Source organism: Kitasatospora sp. UYEF31 (genome assembly GCF_057291755.1).
In genome coordinates this window covers 1-17988 of record NZ_JBXAWK010000088.1, presented here as the reverse complement: position 1 = coordinate 17988, position 17988 = coordinate 1, and the positions used below count along the sequence as shown (strand labels likewise).

The following is a 17988-nucleotide window of genomic DNA, read 5'->3' as shown; positions in this document are numbered from 1 at the left end:
CCCGTCGCTGCGCTCCGGGGCCGTTCGGCGCCCGCGCGTCGCCCGGTCGGGCCGCGCCCTCCGGGCGCGCTCGGGACGCTGCGCGCCCTCGCTGTGCTGTCCGCCGGGCTCCTAACGCGGGCGTCGTCCTCACGTCCCCGTCGCTGCGCTCCGGGGCCGTTCGGCGCCCGCGCGTCGCCCGGTCAAGCCGCGACCTCGCCCCGTCGGGGTGCTGCTGGGACGTTGCGCGTCTGTCGTTTTGTTGGCCTACCGGCCGAACTCCTGGGTCCACCACGGCCCGCCGGGACCCGTGTGCACACCCATCCCCAGCGTGGTCAGGCTGCAGTTGAGGATGTTGGCCCGGTGACCGGAGCTGTCCATCCACGACTTCATCACGTCGGCCGGGGTCTGCTGCCCGCGGGCTATATTCTCCGCCCCGAGGTTGCCGACGTCCGCCAGCTTCGCCCGGTCCCACGGGGTTTTGCCCTCCGGGGTGTTGTGGTCGAAGAAGTCACGTGCCGCCATGTCGTCGCTGTGTGCCTGTGCGAGCTCGGCCAGCGCCGGGTCGTTGCTGACGGGTTTACAGCCGGCTTCCGTACGAAGCTCGTTGACGATGCCGAGCACCTGGCCCGCGAAGCCGGGAGCGGTGCCGCCTGCGGGTTTTGTGGCGGCGGCGGTGCTGCTGCGGGTCGCTGTGGGTGAGGCGGACTTGGTCGCGGCCGGCGTGGACGCCGCTGGTGTGCTCACCGGCGTGCTCGAAGCGGAGGCGGCAGCCGACGGGACAGCGGTCGCGACACCCGCCGGGACGCCGACCCGGGTGGCCTGGCCCGACGCGTGTCCCGTGGAGGGGACCCCGCCGGGGCGGGCGACATCGGCGCTGGTCTGCTGACCGGGCGGCGGGGTGCCGCTCGGGCCGCTGGGCGGCACCGGGCCGCCTGCTGCGACGTTCCCCTGACCAGTGCCCGCGTTGTCCGCGACCACGACTGCGGTCACGGCGCCACCGATGGCCAGTACGGCGAGTGCGGTGACGGCGAACGGGGCCGTTCGGCGGGGTTTCCGTCTGCCGGGCGCCCTGGTGTGCGCGGGTTTTCCTGTGGACTTGCGGCGGTGTCGGGTCATGCGCTGCGCGTCCCTCCCCGGGGTGGCTGTCAGCACGCACTTCACCCGTACGGGTGAACGAATGCTTGGGCGACTCTAGGGCACGGCCGGGGCGTGATCGGTCACGATGTCGGAAAAGATCATTACTTGATCACTTAATGCCGCCGCGGTACGCACGCTTGTTCGTAGTCGGGGTGGAAGGGGCTTCGTGCGAAACCTGTTCGGCACGGACTCCACCTGATCGCGTGGTTTGTGGGACGGGTGAGATTGTTCTTGACTGCCGTGGGAATTGATGATCTCGTACAGCCAGATACGATCCGTCCGGTCGGAGGCGCAAGAGGCCCGACTGAGTGGCGGCATAGTTGTCGTGCCGTGATCATATTGACCCCGCGCCTTTTTAGTGCGACGCTGGAAGCCCGCGCACCCTATCAGAAGGTTGTGGATGCGGGTGCATTAATTCGGCCTATGGCAGTAGGTCGGTCATATCAGCGTGGAGGACCCAACTCATGGCGAAGGCGCTTCTCGGTTACGTCGGCGGCCCCGACCCGCGGCTGGTCTCCGAGATGCGGCGGTTGCAGCAGCGCGTACGCGATCTGGAGACGGAACTCGGCCGTGTCCGCGCGGAGAACGACGCACTCAACGCCGCTTCGGACGAGCACTTGCTCGACAGCTTCGATGTAGCCCACGCCGGACGCACGCTCACGCGAGCGTAAGTCCGGCTCGATAATCCTGGGGACGCCTTTAAGGGGCGTCCCTTTGTCGTTCCCGGGCACTGCTTTTATGCCCGGACTCCTTGTCCGTTCTCGGATTGTCCGTCACCCGCCGTCCCGGTGGCAGCCGGGAGCGGCTTCGTCTTCCCGCAGTCGACCCTGTCCTGCCCGGCGTGTGCCGCCGGGCCTTGCTGAAGACTGGTTGCGACGGCCCCGGGGGACCCAGCCCGGTGGCCCGGCCGCTTGTGGCGGCCCGGTCGCAGAGGGGTGATACCCCGTCGTGCGTTCGAAAACACGCGGCCAGGTCACCAGCGTGTGACTTCTTGTTCACCTGCCGTGGGCCGGTAGGCTGCCCGGACTACTCATCAAGTGTCCCCAAGCGCGCGGACCCGGCATCCGCAGCCGCCGGCCCGCCCGAGGAGTTACGGCGCAGTGCACCTCAAAAGCCTGACCCTGCGGGGGTTCAAGTCCTTCGCCTCGGCGACGACCCTGCGATTCGAACCGGGCATCACCTGCGTCGTCGGGCCCAACGGATCCGGCAAGTCCAACGTCGTCGACGCCCTGTCGTGGGTGATGGGCGAGCAGGGTGCCAAGTCCCTGCGCGGCGGCAAGATGGAAGATGTGATCTTCGCGGGCACATCGGGGCGTCCGCCGCTCGGCCGGGCCGAAGTCGGACTGACGATCGACAACTCGGACGGCGCGCTGCCGATCGACTATTCCGAAGTGACGATCACCCGCACAATGTTCCGCAACGGCGGATCCGAATACGCGATCAACGGAAATTCCTGCCGGCTTCTCGATATTCAGGAACTCCTTTCCGATTCGGGTATCGGCCGGGAAATGCATGTGATCGTCGGGCAGGGACAACTCGATTCGGTCCTGCAGGCCGATCCGATGGGCCGCCGGGCGTTCATCGAAGAAGCCGCCGGTGTACTCAAGCACCGCAAGCGTAAAGAAAAGGCGCTGCGCAAGCTCGACGCCATGCAGGCGAACCTCACCCGCGTCACCGACCTCACCAATGAACTGCGCCGGCAGCTCAAGCCGCTCGGTCGGCAGGCTCAGATGGCCCGCCGCGCCGCCGCCATCCAGGCCGATCTCCGGGACGCCCGGCTGCGTCTCCTCGCCGACGACCTGGTGATCCTGCAGACGGCACTGCGGGAGGAGACCGCCGACGACAGTGCGCTGCGTGACCGTCGCACCACCGTTGAGCAGGAACTCTCCGCCGCACAGGAACGTGAAGTCGCGCTTGAGGCCGAAGTGCAGGCGCTCACCCCGAGGCTGGCCCGAGCCCAGGACACCTGGTACGAACTCTCCCAGGTGGCCGAACGGGTCCGCGGCACGATCGGGCTGGCGCAGCAGAAGGTCAGGCACGCGACCTCCGCCCCCGCCGACGAGCGGCGCGGACGCGACCCCGAGGACATGGAACGCGAGGCCGCCCGGATCCGCGAGGAGGAGGCCGAGCTCGCCGAAGCACTGGAGAACGCGCAGTACGAACTGGCCGAGACCGTCGAACGGCGGGCCGACCTGGAACGTGCGCTGGCCACCGAGGACAAACGCCTCAAGGACGCCGCCCGCGCCATCGCCGACCGCCGGGAGGGCCTGGCCCGGCTGGCCGGCCAGGTCAACGCCGCCCGCAGCCGGGTCGGCTCGGCGGAGGCGGAGATCGGCCGGCTTTCCGGCTCCCTCGCCGAGGCGCGGGTACGCGCCGGGCAGTCCCAGGTCGAGCTCGAAGAACTGAAGGCGCAGGCGGGGGAGTCGGACACCCCCGACGACGACGGTGTCGAAGCGCGGCTGGAAGAAGCGAAGAACCTCCTCGCCGAGCTTGAGGAACAGGTCACCACCACCCGCCGCACCGAGCAGGAGGCCGAGCGCGAACGCGCCGCGGTCACCGCCCGCAAAGAGGCCCTGGAGATGGGCCTCAAACGCAAGGACGGCACAGGGGTCCTGCTCGCCGCCGGGGACCGGCTCTCCGGCGTCCTCGGCACGGTCGCCGCCCTGGTCTCCGTCGAACACGGCGCGGAGGCGGCGGTCGCCGCAGCCCTGGGCGCCGCCTCGGACGCGGTGGCCCTCGACGGCGTCCCGTCGGCGGTGTCCGCGCTGACCCTGCTGCGCAAGGACGACGGGGGTCGCGCCGGTCTCCTCATCGCCGGGACCACGCCCCCGGACACCCGGGCATGGCCGGCGCTCCCGTCGTCGGCGGTCTACGCGTACCGCCTCGTCCGTTCCCCGGCCGAACTCGAAGGCGCGCTGCTCGGCCTCCTCGACCGCGTCGCTGTGGTCGACGACCTGGAAGCCGCGCAGCACCTTGTCACCGGGCACCCGGGCGTACGCGCGGTCACCCGCGACGGCGACCTGGTCGGCGCGGGGTTCGCCCACGGTGGATCGGCGTCGGCACCCAGCCTGCTCGAAGTCCAGGCAGCCGTCGACGAGGCCACCGAACGGCTCGAATCGCTGACCGGACGCTGCAAGGCGGCCAGGGAGCAGTACGGCGAAGCGTCGGCCCGGCGCAAAGAAACCGCAGCCCTGGTCGAACGGCTGCGCAATGAACTGCGTGAACTGGAGAAGCAGCGGTCGGCCGCGGCGAAGGAACTGGGCCGGCTCGGCGGCCAGGCCCGCGCCGCCGTCGGTGAGGTCGATCGCCTGGCCGTATCGGTGGACAAGGCCACCGCGGCCCTCGAACAGCACCTGACCGAGCACGCCGGACTCGCCGAACGCCTCGAACAGGCCGAAACCGCCACCGAAACAGACGAGGACGTCGAACCGGACGGCGCGGAGCGGGACCGCCTGGTCGGCGCGTCCAGCGCGGCCCGGCAGACCGAGATGGAAGCCCGCCTGGCGGTGCGGACCCACGAGGAACGGGCCCGTTCGATGGCCGGGCGCGCGGACGCGCTCGACCGCGGTGCCAAGGCCGAACGCGAGGCCAGAGCCCGAGCCGCCGAACGCCGCGAACGCATGGCGGTCGAAGCGCACGTCGCCGGAGCGGTGCTGTCCGGCACGCAGTCGCTGCTGCGCTATGGCGAAGCTTCACTCCAGCGGGCCGGGGCCGAGCGGGACGCTGCTGAGACCGCCCGCAAAGGCCGGGAGGGCGAGCTCGCGCAGTTGCGCTCGCAGGTCCGCGAACTCGCGGGCGAGCTGGAGAAGCTGATCGACTCGGTGCACCGGGACGAAATGCTGCGTACGGAGAAGAAGCTGCGCATCGAGCAGCTGGAGGCCAAAGCCCTCGAAGAACACGGCATGGACGCGGCGGGCCTGGTCGGCGAGTACGGCCCGGAGCAGCTCGTCCCGCCGTCGCTGCCCGACGAGGGGGAGGAGCCGGACCCGGACGCCAAGCCGGTGCCGTACATCCGCTCCCAGCAGGAGAAACGGCTGAAGGCGGCGGAGAAGTCGTACGCCCAGCTCGGCAAGATCAACCCGCTGGCCCTGGAGGAGTTCGCCGCGCTGGAGGAGCGGCACAAGTTCCTGACCGAGCAGCTGGAGGACTTGAAGAAGACCCGCGCGGACCTGATGACGGTGGTCAAGGACGTCGACGAGCGGGTCGAGCAGGTGTTCACCGCGGCGTTCAACGACACCGCGCGCGAGTTCGAGGGCGTGTTCTCCCGGCTGTTCCCCGGCGGCGAGGGCCGGCTGATCCTCACCAACCCGGACGACATGCTGACCACCGGCGTCGACGTCGAGGCCAGGCCGCCGGGCAAACGGGTCAAGCGGCTGTCACTGCTGTCCGGCGGCGAGCGGTCGCTGACCGCGGTGGCGATGCTGGTGGCCATCTTCAAGGCCAGGCCGAGCCCGTTCTACGTGATGGACGAGGTCGAGGCCGCGCTCGACGACACCAACCTGCAGCGGCTGATCGGCATCTTCGCCGAACTGCGGGAGTCCTCCCAGCTCATCGTGATCACCCACCAGAAGCGCACGATGGAGGTCGCCGACGCGCTGTACGGCGTCTCCATGCGCGGCGACGGCGTGACCCAGGTGATCAGCCAGCGGCTGGAAAAAAAGACGGACTAACTGCGTCGGTCGTGTACGGAAGTCCCCTCTGGAGATCGCAGCGGGGACTTCCGTACCTGACCGACGCAGCGGGTTCTACTCGGCGGCCTTGTTGCGCGGCAGCACTTTGTCCTTGAACAGTTGCAGGCTCTCCCACCCGGCGTCGATCGGCAGACCGCCGACCAGCGGGTGCAGGACCAGCGCGCCCATCATGCCGCCGTTCTGCGCGAGCTCGACGCACTCGTCGGGGGTCATGCAGCGGTAGATGCCTTCGGCCCGGAGCGCCTCGACGGTGTGCGCCTCGGACTCCATGACCGACTCGATGTCCGGGGTCTGCCAGCCGGCGTAGGTCTCCGCCTCGTGCAGGAAGTACGAGCCGTACTCCGCCCACGCCTTGTCGGGGTCCTCGGTGCAGTAGATCATCGGGGTTTCCTTCGGCGGGAGGATCGCGAATCCACCCTCGAAGCCCGCTTCGGCTGCGAGCTCGTAGTAGTACGCCTCAAGCTCCGGGATGTGCGCTGCCGCGTAGAACGGCAGCTTCAGCCGGACCGCCCGGCGGACCGAGGCCTTGGCCGTACCGCCGACCATGACCATCGGGTGCGGGTCGGAGAAGGGCCGCGGCGTGACCCGGAAGGTCTGGCCGCGGTACTCGAACGGCTCGCCGGTCCAGGCCTTCAGCAGGGTCTCCAGGACCTCGTCCTGGATCTTCCCACGGCGCTTCCACTCCTTGCCCAGGCCGCCGTACTCCTCCTCGCGGTAGCCGAGGCCGGCCACGATGGACAGCCGGCCGCCGGAGATGTTGTCCAGGACGGCGATGTCCTCAGCGAGGCGGATGGGGTCGTACAGCGGCGCGAGCAGCGCGCAGATGATCACGCTGATCCGGTCGGTGGCGCCGAAGATCGCCCCGGCGGTGCTCAGCGGGGAAGGGCTCCAGCCGTTATCGGCGAAGTGGTGCTCTTCCAGGCTGATCATGTCGAAGCCGTTTTGGTCAGCGAACTTGGCCATCTCGACGGTGGCCCTGTAGCGCGACGACACGTCGGCGCGGTCCAGGCCGGGTGTGATCTGGTTGAACCGCAGATTCGTGACTGCCATGGCTGTGACGCCCTCCGTGTCGATACACCGCTTCCGCGGCTGCCGCCCTGAATCCTTCCGGGCGTACGCGGGTACACCCGGCCGAAATGATCTTCGGCGGGCTCTGGGAGGGCGGTGATTGGCACAGTCAAGTTATCTGACGTTCCGTCACATGACAATGCCGGGGCCGGAACGCCGGTCGACGTCACACGGCTGACCGTGGCCCGCGGCCCGGTGAACGGTAACGCAGGACGGGTCGGCCGGCTGCGGGTCGCATGCCTTACTGGCCGGTAGGTGCCGTGCCGCGGGGAGAGACCGCATCCCGTCTGCGAAAATGGGCGGTCCTATGGAAATCCTTATTCTCATCGTCGCCATCGCCGTCCTGGCAGTCGGCGCGGCCGGTTACTTCGTGGTCGGCGCCCGCCGCAAGGCACTGCCGCCCGCCCCGCCGCGCACCCCCGTCGAACCGGGGGTCGGCGAGGAGGCCCGGCCGCCCCAGGAGGCCCCGCACCGCTCGATCGACACGATCGACCTGCCTGCGGCGCCCGCCGCCCCGGACGCGGCCATCCCCGAGGTCATCGTCGAGGAGCCCCCGGCCCTCGATGTACCGGACCCGACCGCAGGTCGTCTCGTACGGCTGCGCGCCCGGCTCTCCCGTTCACAGAACACCCTCGGCAAGGGCCTGCTCGCCCTGCTCTCCCGGGAACACCTCGACGAGGACACCTGGGAGGAGATCGAGGACACCCTCATCACCGCCGACGTCGGCGTCATCCCCACCCAGGAGCTGGTCGAGCGGCTGCGCACCCGGGTGAAGGTGCTCGGCACCCGCAGCCCCGAGGAACTGCGCACGCTGCTCCGCGAAGAGCTGATCACCCTGATCAACCCGGACTTCGACCGGACCGTCAAGGCCGCCAGGCACACCGGCGCGGACGAGCGCCCTGCGGTGGTCCTGGTGGTCGGCGTCAACGGCGTCGGCAAGACCACCACCACCGGCAAGCTCGCCCGCGTCCTGGTCGCCGACGGCCGTACGGTCGTCCTCGGCGCGGCGGACACCTTCCGGGCGGCCGCCGCCGACCAGTTGCAGACCTGGGGCGAGCGGGTCGGCGCGCACACCGTGCGCGGCCCCGACGAGGGTGACCCCGCATCCGTCGCGTACGACGCGGTCAAGCAGGGCATCGCCGAAGGCGTCGACACGGTCCTGATCGACACCGCCGGACGACTGCACACCAAGACCGGCCTGATGGACGAACTGGGCAAGGTCAAGCGGGTCGTGGAGAAGCACGGCCCGGTCGACGAGGTCCTGCTCGTCCTGGACGCCACGACCGGTCAGAACGGCCTGGTCCAGGCCCGGGTGTTCGCCGAGGTCGTCGAGATCACCGGAATCGTGCTCACCAAGTTGGACGGCACCGCCAAGGGCGGCATCGTCATCGCCGTCCAGCGTGAACTGGGTGTCCCGGTCAAGCTCATCGGCCTGGGCGAGGGCGCGGACGACCTGGCACCGTTCGAGCCGGGTGCGTTTGTGGATGCGCTGATCGACGGCTGAATTCCGTACGGGATCTGTAGTTTTCAAGGTCGCGCCGAAGGGCGCCCGCCATAACCAGGCGGGCGCCCTTCGGCGTAGTCGGGGTTAAGAAGCCAGCCACAACCCGCGGCCCGCGCGGGTCTCGTCGCGGTGGCAGGCGTAGGCGAGAGTGCCGAGCAGCAGGCGCGCCTCGGGCAGTTCCAGTGGCGCGCCGCTCTGCGGGGCGCGGACCCACTCGACCTGACCGAGCATGCCCAGTGGGGACGGTGGGGCGAAGATGTAGTCGCCGCGGCCGTGGCAGCGCAGGTCGAGTTCCGCGTCGTCCCAGCCCATCTGGTAGAGCAGGTGCGGAAGTTCCTCCGCGGCCCCCGGGGCGACCAGGAAGTGCATGCGGTCCGTGGGGGTGGCGATCACCGGGCCCAGCGGAGTGCCCATGCGCTCCAGCCTGACCAGCGCGCGGCACCCGGCGTGCCCCGGCACGTCGATCACGTCGAAGGCGTGACCCGTCGGCAGGATCACAGTGCTGTCCGGCCACTGCGACCACAGGTAGCGGACCGCGGCCGGGGCGTTGGTGGCGTGCGCCGACCACTGCGGGTCGACCGGGTGCATCCCCGGGGCCGCGCAGGTGGTGCGTTCGCAGGAGCAGCGGTTCTGCCGTCCGTCGCGCACCAAGTGGGTGCCTTGGGCGACCGGCCAGTTCCGTTGCTCGACGTACTCCGACACGGCCTGCCACACAGCGGCCCGTGTGCGTCGGCGTGATCCGAGCATGATGTCCATGACCTCCCAACACCTCCTGTCGCTTTTGGTTACGCTTCGTCACGCCCTGTGTTTCGCTCGATCGAGGTGCGCGCGGAGCTGTTTCAGCTCCTGATCATGTGCTTCGGTCGACTGGGGTGTCTCCCAAGTCAAACGCGGGGATCAGGCCGCGGCCCCTGGCGCGAGGGGTGGCGAAGAGTGGCGTTTGGCTGTTCCGCCCATGTGGTGGATGATCGCGGGTTACTTTCAGTTCAGGGAGTGTCGCGGACGGTCGCTGAGGGTGACCAGGTCAGGTGGCGGCGACTCCTGAAGGCACCCGGCAAGCCTTTGAAGAAGTTGCACCACCCGAGGGGGCGTATCCGGTGGCATTGACACACGCACCTGCCGCAGCAGCGGCAGAGGGCAGACCCCGGGTCAAGGACCGTCCCGGGAAACCGCCGAACGACCGGCTCGCCTCCTGGTTCGAACGCAGCGCGCTGTCCAAGGGAGAGGTCGCCCGCCAGGTCAACCGCCGGGCCCGGCGGCTCGGCGCGACGCACGTCAGCACCGACACCTCCCGGGTGCGCCGCTGGCTCGACGGCGAGCAGCCGCGCGAGCCCATCCCGCGGATCCTCTCCGAACTGTTCAGCGAGCACTTCGGCTGCGTCGTCACGGTCGAGGACCTGGGCCTGCACGAAGCCGGCACCCCGATGTCCGCCGGGAGCGGCGTCGATCTGTCCTGGGCCCCCGAGGCGACCGTCGAGATGCTCGGCGACCTCGCGCGCAGCGACCTGATGCTCGGCCGCCGCAACTTCACCGGGGCCTCCCTCGCGCTGTCCGCCGGGCCCACCCTGATCGAGCCCGTGCAGCGCTGGCTGGCACCCGCGCCCGTCGGCGTCACGATCACGCTGCCCTTCGGGTTCACTCCCGACGGGCCCGGCGACGCCGCCGCGGCGAAGCCGGTCACGCCCCGCCTCTCGGAGTCCGAACTCGCCCACCTCGAAGAAGTCGTCAAACTCTTCCGCCGCTGGGACATGCAGTGCGGCGGCGGGTTACGCCGCAAGGCCGTGGTCGGCCAACTGCACGAGCTCACCGACCTGCTGCAGGACCACTGGCCGCAGCCGGTCCGGGTCCGCCTTTTCAGACTCGCCGCGGAGCTCGCGCTGACCGCCGGCTGGATGTCGTACGACGTGGGGATGCAGCCGGGCGCGCAGAAGTACTTCGTCCTGGCGCTGCGGGCCGCGAAGGAGGCCGGGGACCGGCCACTCGGGGCGGCGGTGCTCAGCGCGATGGCCCGGCAGATGATCCACCTCGGCCGGGCCGACGACGCGCTGGAGCTCGTCCACCTGGCGCAGTACGGCGGCCGGGACACCGCGGGCCCCGGCTGCCAGGCGATGCTCTACGCGGTCGAGTGCCGGGCGTACGGCGCACTGGGGGAGACGGACCGCTGTCGCCGTGCCGCGCACCTGGCCGGGCAGTTGCTCGCCGACGCCCGGCCCGACCGCGAACCTGACTGGATCCGCTACTTCGGCACCGCCGAACTGCGCTCCGAGATTGGTCACGCGTACCGCGATCTGGCTTACTGCGACGCCCGGTTCGTGCTGTACGCCCGCGATCCGCTGGAGAGCGCGGTCCGGTTGTTCACCGGCACGACGGAATACGTCCGCTCGCTGGCACTGACCCGGATCGGCCTGGCCAGCGTCCAGTTCCTGGGGGCCGAGGTCGAAGCGGCCTGCGTGACTGCGGGGCAGGCCCTCGACCTGGCCCGGAAGGTGAGGTCGGAGCGGCTCGCGGTGCGGCTGCGGCGGACGGTGCTGAGCGCGGTGGAGCGGTTCGGCGGGCTCCCTCCGGTGCGGGAGCTGGCACACCGGGTGGACGACGAGCTGCCGGAGACGGTGTTCCAGATGTAGGGGGTGGAGTGTGTCGGAGTGGGCGGTGCTGACGTGGGCCGGAATGAACGTGGGCCGGAATGAACGACATTCGTCCATCCCGGCCCACGTCATTGCAGTACCTCGCGTCGCGCTGACCTGGACTGTGGTGGATCAGGTCGCGGTGCGGTCCTTGTAGACGAACGGGCTGCCGTCAGCCTTGAGAGCGATGATGTCGCCCTTGCCGTCGGCGTTGAAGTCGCCGGCGGTGATGGTCTTCATACCGGTCCAGGTGGCGTCGCCCCACATGCCCCGGCGGGTGCCGAGGGAGTCGTTGGACAAGCCCGGGTACAACCACAGGGACCCGGCGGTGTCGATGACCACGGCGTCGTCGTATCCGTCACCGGTGAAGTCGGCGGCGGCGATCCGGCGTCCGGATCCGTTGGGGACGGCGACGGAGCCGGACGCCGATGTCCAGTGGACGTAGCCGCCCTGGATGTCGGAACGGCGTCCGGCGATCAGACTGTTCTCGTCGGAGGTGGGGAAGCCGAGCCAACTGTTCTCCCAGCCCAAGGACTTCCATGTGGCGCGGATGTTGCCGACGACCACATGGGCTCCCGTACCGGAGCTGAAGTAGATGGAAGAGCTCCCCTCAGTGGAAGCGGCTTCGGAGGGCTTGGCGAAGTGGTTGAAGCGGCCGGGCTTGTCGGGGGTTCCGGACTCGTCGTTGGTGGGGTAGCCGAGCGCGTTCGCTCCGCCGAGCTGCGTCCACTTCTGGTAGATCTGCCCGCGGATCTCGTGGCCGCCGGTATTCGCGGACCAGGTGATGGCGCCGGGGCTTCCGCCGGGGCCGCCCGCGAAGCGCGAAGTCCAGCCCTGGCCGCCGATGTCGGAGTAGGTCCCGTCGCTGACGGGGTAACCCATGAAGCCGGTCTCCCAGCCCAGGGACGCCCACTTCGTGCGGATACCGCCGCCGATGGACTAGGCGCCGGTACCTGGGGACCAGTAGATGGACTTGGTACCGACGTCGGTGGTGGAAGTGCCTTGGAAATGAACGTACTTGCCCACACCGTCGGGACTGGTGCTGACATTGGTCAGCGGCGCCTTGAGATCGATCCCGTCGGCTTTGAGCTGCTTGTACTTGGCCAGGACAGGACCGCAGACCGCGTGGGTCCCGGTGGGTGAGGGGAAGTTCTGGCATTCGGACCACGGGGTGCCGCCGAGGATGAGCGCTTTGCCTGCCCCGAAGCGGTTCGCGCCGGTCAGCGAGGTGCCGGGGAACTCAGTGATCAGGCCTTCGCCGTCGCGGGACCACAAATCTGACAGGCCGTCACCCTCGATGTCACCGTCGGCGCCGAGGAGCGGGTGGGCGGCGGCGGTGAAGCCGGAACCGATCGGCTTGGTACGGACAGCACTTTCGCCGTAGACAGTGAGGTCCGCGACGATCTGCGCTGTCGTGTCGGGGTTCTTCCTGCTGTCGTACTGGTAGACCTGTCCGGTCTTCTTGTCGCGGGCCCACAGTTCCGGCAGGCCGTCCTTGGTGAGGTCGCCGGGGGCGAGCAGGGTCATGTCCTGCCAGTCGGCGTCGCCGAGGAGGACCGGCGCGGTGAATTCGTCGAGGAAGCCGGTGGTGGCACCGAGGTACAACCACAGCTGTGCGCCGGTCCTGACCAGCAGGTCGGGGTTGTCGGCGTCGGTGATCCGCCCGTCGTCGTCGTCGTTGACGCTGTCGACCGCGAGGACCTGGTCGGCGTTGAACCAGTGGTTGGCGCTCGCCTCGTCGGCGACGGTCAGCGTGACGCGCGAACTGTCCGCGGCCTTCAGCGTCCCGTTGCCGAGGTTCGGATACATGTAAAGGTCCTTGCGGTTCTCCGGGCCGGGGCGCAGAGCGATCAGGTCCTCGTAGTAGTCCTCGCTCCAGTCGCCGCGGTGGGTCAGTCCGGCGTCGCCGAAGCCGGCCGGGTCCGCCTGCTGGAAGAGGCCGAACTTGCCCGCCGCCTGGCCGGGGTGCATCAGCAGCGTGCCGCTGCCGGGGTCGACGGTTACGGCTCGAACTACAAGCTCGGCGGCGGCTCCACCAACCGTGCCTACGACCGGGCCGGCTACCTGACGAACGTCTTCTACGGCCTGCGCAAGGACAATCTGTTCGCTCCGGCACCGTCCCGGGTGGACTTCACCGTCGCCGAACGCTGCCTGCCGACCAAGGACTTCGACTGCGCTGAGGACAAACTCAAGCCCGAGGTCGACTGGAACATCGCCAAGATGTGGCCGGACGTCCCCGGTGACCAGCAGTGTGCGGCCAACGAAGAGTGCAAGGCCCGGTTCACCCCGACCTTCTTCACCCGCAAGCGCCTGACGCAGATCACCACGCAGATCCTGGCCGACGGTAAGCACAAGCCGGTCGACACCTGGAAACTGACGCAGGACTTCCCGATGTCCGGGGACGGTTCGGACTACGCGCTGTGGCTGTCCTCCATCCAGCGCACCGGCCTCAACGGCGGTTCCCTCGCGATGCCGCCCGTCACGTTCTCCGGCAAGCAGATGGCCAACCGGGTCGACAATGACGCGGACGGCACACTGCCGTACTTCCGCTACCGCATTGAAGCGATCAACACCGAGACCGGCTCGACAGTCGCTGTGAGGTACTCGGTTCCGGAGTGTTCGACGAAGGTCCCGGTCAAGCTCCCTTCGTCGCCGCAGGGCAACACCACACTGTGCTACCCGCAGATCGTGGAGATCCCGAACCCGACCGACCCGAAGGGGCCGTCGACCTACCGGAACGACTACTTCCACAAGTACCGGGTCGAGCAGGTCCGCGAGGAGGACCGCAACGGCACCTCCCCGCCCAAGGTCACCAGCTACGAATACCTCGGCGCTCCGGCCTGGGCGTACGACGACGACAGCGAACTGCCGAAGGTCGAGAACCGCACCTGGTCGCAGTGGCGCGGCTACGATCGCGTCCGCACGCTGACCGGTGAGGCACCGGACAAGCGGACGCAGACCGAGACGCAGTTCTTCCGTGGGCTGGACGGCGACAAGATGCCGTCCGCGCCGGGTGGTAAGCGGAGCGTTTCGCTGGACGGGATTGTCGACGACCGGCTCTTCGCGGGGCAGACCCGCACGGTCTTCGCGTACGACGGAGAGGGTGGGCAGCTCCTGGCCACCACCTCGTACGTTCCGTGGAAACTCGGCCCGACGGCGAAGCGCGTCCGGCCCAACGGCGCGGCTCCGCTGGAGGGTTACATCCAGCAGACCACCGAGGTCTCCTCGCGTGTCCTGCTGCTCGACGACCAGGCCAAGCCCAGGCTGGGGCCGGACGGCAAGCAGGTGTGGCGCACCGTCTCGCAGAAGAGCGAGTTCGACGGGCGAGGTCTGCTCAAGCAGGCGACTAATTACGGTGACGTCGCCGATCCGACGGACGACAGCTGCACCCGGTACGAGTACGCGCCGGACGAGACCCTGTGGATGATCGCCCGCCAGCGCCGCATCGAGTCCCTGGCAGTGGCGTGCGACGCCCAGGTCAAGCGCCCTGAGGATGTCCTGTCCGATGCGCTGATCTCGTACGACGGTGTCGGAAACGTCGTCAAGAGTGAATCCCTGACGGGTTATGCGAACGGCCAGCCCCAGTACAAGACCGACGGCACAGTCACTTTGGACGAGTACGGGCGTCCCAAGACCGTCACCGACATCTTCGGTGCGGTGACGAAGACGGACTACAGCCCGGCTTCGGGTTCCATCGTCTCGAAGATCACCACGACGAACGCGCTCGGCCACACCGCGGTCCAGGAGCTCGACCCGGCCCGGGGCATCGCCCTGGCCCAGGAAGACACCAACAAGCGTCGTACGGTCATGAAGTACGACCCGCTCGGCCGGGTCACCCAGATCTGGTCCCCGGACCGCGACCCGAACACCAAGTCCCCGGACGGCGAGTTCTCCTACGACGTCCGCACCGACGGCCCGGTGGTCATCACCACTAAAAAGCTTCTGGACGACGGTACTTACCAGTCGTCGTACGACATCTACGACGGTTCGCTGCGGATCCGGCAGACCCAGCTGGAAGGCCTCGGCGGCGGCCGGATCCTGACTGACACCTTCTACAACAGCCTCGGGCAGCTGTGGAAGACCAACGGCGGCTACTACAACTCCGACAGTGGTCCCAAGCCCGAGCTGTGGGCGGCGCTGGACAACAAGGTTCCGGCTTCGACGGTCACCGAGTACAACGGCACCGGTCAGCCGGTCACGCAGATCTCCCGCAAACTCGGCGAGGAGACGTCGCGTACGAGCACGGTGCACGGCGGGGACTTCGTCGCGGTGAACCCGCCGGCCGGCGAGACGCCGACCAAAGCGATCATGGACTCGCAGGGCCGCAAGTCCGAGCTGCGCTTCTTCAAGGGCGACGGGCCGACCGGTGACTACGACCGGACGCGGTACGAGTACGACCACCGGGGGCAGCTCAGCAAGGTCGTTGACCAGGCGGGGAACGCCTGGCAGTTCGAGTTCGACATCCGCGGTCGGCAGACCAAGGTGGTGGACCCGGACAAGGGCACCGCGACCATGGGCTACGACATCGGCGACCGGCTCGTCTGGTCGCAGGATGGGCGTGGCAACAAGGTTGTCCCGGAGTACGACGTGCTGGGCCGTACGGTCGCCTTGCACAAGGACTCGCTGACGGGTCCGAAGCTGAGTGAAGCTGTCTATGACTCACTGCCGGGCGCGGTGGGCCAGCCGGTCTCCTCGACCAACTGGGTCAACGGGCAGCCGTACAAGACCGAGGTCACCGGCTACGACGCCGAGTACCGTGCGCTGGGCTCGAAGATCACGATCCCCGGGGCCGCGGGCAAGCTGGCGGGCGAGTACACCTACTCGCAGACCTACTCCGCGAACACCGGCCTGCCGACGACGATGACCCAGGCCGCGGCGGGCGCACTGCCGTCCGAGCGCACCACGATGAAGTACAACAAGTTCGAGATGCCCACGGTGATGGGCATCGCGGGCAAGTCCTTCGTCTCCCAGGTTGACTACTCGCCGCTGGGCGACGTTCTGCGCACCCAGGCCGGTCCGGCGGGCAAGCAGCTGTGGTCGACGTCCGAGTACGACGAGCAGACCCGGCGCCTGACCCGCACGGTCAACGACCGGGAGGCCGCACCGCAGCGGATCAATGACGTACGGACGACGTACGACACCGTCGGCAACATTCTGAAGACGGTGGATTCCCAGGGGCCGAACGCGACCGCTTCTACGACGGACACCCAGTGCTTCGCGCAGGACTACCTGCGCCGCATGACAGACGCGTGGACCGCGACCGACGACTGTGCCGCGAAGCCGAAAACCGCGGGCCAGGTCGGCCCGGGCCTGACCGGCCCGAAGGTGGGAGGACCTGACCCGTACTGGTCCTCGTACACCTTCGACGCCGCAGGCAACCGGCAGACGGAGATCCAGCACGACCCGGCCGGGAACACGCTGGGCGATGTGACGCGCAAGTACACCTACGGTACGCAGGGGCAGCCGGGGGCCAACGGCCTGAAGAAGGTCGACACCAGTGGACCGGGTGGCGCACGGACCGAGTCGTACGAATACGACCAGGTCGGCAACACCACCAGGCGCACGGTGCAAGGTGACACCCAGAATCTGGAGTGGAACCTCGAAGGTCGGCTGAGCAAGACGACTGCTGCCAACGGCCAGGTCACGGAGTACGTGTACGGGCCGGACGGTTCGCGACTGCTGAAGCGTGAGGCGTCGGGCACGACGCTGTACCTGCCGGGCACGGAGGTCAAGACCGACGCGGCGGGTGCGATCGTGGAGACCACGCGGTCCTACGCCCACCCCGCGGGCCCGGCGATGATCAAGACGGTCAAGGACGGAGCAACGTCCTCTGCTTACCTGCTGGCTGACGCCAACGGGACCGGGACCACTTCAGTGGACACGGTGACGCAGGAGGTCACCCGGCGGAAGTTCACCCCGTTCGGTGACACACGGGGGACCAAGCCGTCGGTGTGGCCGGGCAAGAAGGGTTTTGTCGGCGGTGACGTCGATGAGGCGACGGGGTTGGTGACCCTGGGCGTACGGGAGTACGACCCCTCCACCGGCCGGTTCTTGTCGGTCGACCCGGTGGTTGACTTCTCCGAGCCGAAGCAGATGGCGCCGTACGCCTACGCGCACAACTCGCCGGTGACGTTCTCCGACCCGTCGGGCGCGATGATCGGCCCGCCGGTTATGCCGATCAAGGACTTCAACGACGCCGAACTGGCCTGGGCGAACTGGGCCAAGGGCCGCAGCACCATGGATGTCATCCGGGAAGCCGCGTGGGGTGCCCTGAAGGATGCTTCCGGCATCGGCGACATCATGGCCTGCATCGGCGGCGACCTGATGACCTGCGCTGAGCTCGCCTTCGAGGCGGCACTGCCGTGGGCCGGCAAGGCAAAGCGCATCGTCAAGGCACTGGCCCGGGCAGTGGAGGCATTCCGCTCCTGGAGCTCGATCGTGGCCAAGGCGATCAGCATCATCCAGCGCGCGGAGCGGTACGCCCAGGCGATGGCCAAGTATGCCGAGGATCTGGCGGCTTGGGAGGAGTGGCAACGCCAACTCGAAGCCGCAGCGGCGTTGGCGAGAAAGCTGGAAGAAGAAGCCGCTGCTGCGAAGAAGGCTGCGGAAGAGGCTGCGGCTTCGAAGAAGAAGGCCGACGACGCTGCGGCGAGTGCAGCCGAGCAGGGCAAGAAGTCGAGCACCAAGGCCAAGAGCTCCGACGGCGACGGCAAGGCTTCAAAGTCGGAGGAGACGAAGAAGGCGGACAAGCCGGCCAAGAAGGCCGAGTCGAGCGGGGAAAGCGCTCCCCAGTGCCACAGTTTCCTGCCGGATGCAGGTGTCCTGCTGGCTAATGGTGTGAGCAAGCGGATCGATGAGGTAAAGGTCGGTGACCAGGTTGCTGTCACTAACCCTGAGACCGGCGAGACGACAAACCGTCCGGTGGTTGGCACGATCATCACCGAGTCGGACAAGGATTTCGCCGACCTGACGGTGAAAACCT

At 68.5% G+C, this 17988-nt stretch carries 10 protein-coding genes; 5 read left to right on the top strand and 5 right to left on the bottom strand.

Features of this window, described 5'->3' with window-relative positions; translation table 11 throughout:
- Positions 1-246: 246 nt before the first annotated feature.
- Positions 247-1098 carry a CAP domain-containing protein gene (locus tag AC0Z36_RS27710; RefSeq protein ID WP_485465810.1) on the bottom strand — a complete coding sequence of 284 codons (852 nt, stop codon included), beginning with the start codon at positions 1096-1098 and terminating at the stop codon, positions 247-249.
- A gap of 485 nt (positions 1099-1583) precedes the next feature.
- On the opposite strand from AC0Z36_RS27710, the gene AC0Z36_RS27705 reads away from it, so the two are divergent.
- Together AC0Z36_RS27705 and smc are read left to right on the top strand one after the other, a co-directional pair.
- Positions 1584-1790 (top strand): hypothetical protein, encoded by a 207-nt coding sequence (locus AC0Z36_RS27705; RefSeq protein WP_485465809.1) that lies wholly within the window; start codon positions 1584-1586, stop codon positions 1788-1790.
- Between the two features lie 429 nt (positions 1791-2219).
- Positions 2220-5789: a chromosome segregation protein SMC gene (gene smc, locus AC0Z36_RS27700; protein ID WP_485465808.1), complete on the top strand. Its 3570-nt coding sequence runs from the start codon at positions 2220-2222 to the stop codon at positions 5787-5789.
- A 75-nt stretch (positions 5790-5864) separates the two neighbouring features.
- Here the strand turns inward: smc and AC0Z36_RS27695 are convergent, their stop codons facing one another.
- Positions 5865-6860, bottom strand: coding sequence for an LLM class flavin-dependent oxidoreductase (locus tag AC0Z36_RS27695; protein WP_485465807.1), 996 nt, complete (start codon positions 6858-6860; stop codon positions 5865-5867).
- A gap of 325 nt (positions 6861-7185) precedes the next feature.
- Here AC0Z36_RS27695 and ftsY point away from each other — a divergent pair, with 325 nt between their 5' ends.
- Entirely contained in the window at positions 7186-8382 is a 1197-nt protein-coding gene (ftsY, locus tag AC0Z36_RS27690; protein WP_485465806.1) for a signal recognition particle-docking protein FtsY, read from the top strand.
- Positions 8383-8466: 84 nt separating this feature from the next.
- Here the strand turns inward: ftsY and AC0Z36_RS27685 are convergent, their stop codons facing one another.
- Positions 8467-9138 (bottom strand): bifunctional DNA primase/polymerase, encoded by a 672-nt coding sequence (locus AC0Z36_RS27685; protein ID WP_485465805.1) that lies wholly within the window; start codon positions 9136-9138, stop codon positions 8467-8469.
- Between the two features lie 347 nt (positions 9139-9485).
- Between AC0Z36_RS27685 and AC0Z36_RS27680 the strand changes: the two genes are divergently transcribed.
- Positions 9486-11006 carry an NsdA family TPR-like regulatory protein gene (locus AC0Z36_RS27680; protein ID WP_485465811.1) on the top strand — a complete coding sequence of 507 codons (1521 nt, stop codon included), beginning with the start codon at positions 9486-9488 and terminating at the stop codon, positions 11004-11006.
- Between the two features lie 132 nt (positions 11007-11138).
- On the opposite strand, the gene AC0Z36_RS27675 is transcribed toward AC0Z36_RS27680, so the two are convergent.
- Both AC0Z36_RS27675 and AC0Z36_RS27670 read right to left on the bottom strand, forming a co-directional pair.
- Positions 11139-11888, bottom strand: coding sequence for an FG-GAP-like repeat-containing protein (locus AC0Z36_RS27675; RefSeq protein WP_485465804.1), 750 nt, complete (start codon positions 11886-11888; stop codon positions 11139-11141).
- A gap of 57 nt (positions 11889-11945) precedes the next feature.
- On the bottom strand, positions 11946-12977 hold the full coding sequence (locus AC0Z36_RS27670; RefSeq protein ID WP_485465803.1) for an LGFP repeat-containing protein: 1032 nt from the start codon (positions 12975-12977) through the stop codon (positions 11946-11948).
- Between AC0Z36_RS27670 and AC0Z36_RS27665 the strand changes: the two genes are divergently transcribed.
- Positions 12894-17988 (top strand): RHS repeat-associated core domain-containing protein (locus AC0Z36_RS27665; RefSeq protein WP_485465802.1); only part of this gene is annotated, 5095 nt, incomplete at its 3' end. The genes AC0Z36_RS27670 and AC0Z36_RS27665 overlap by 84 nt on opposite strands.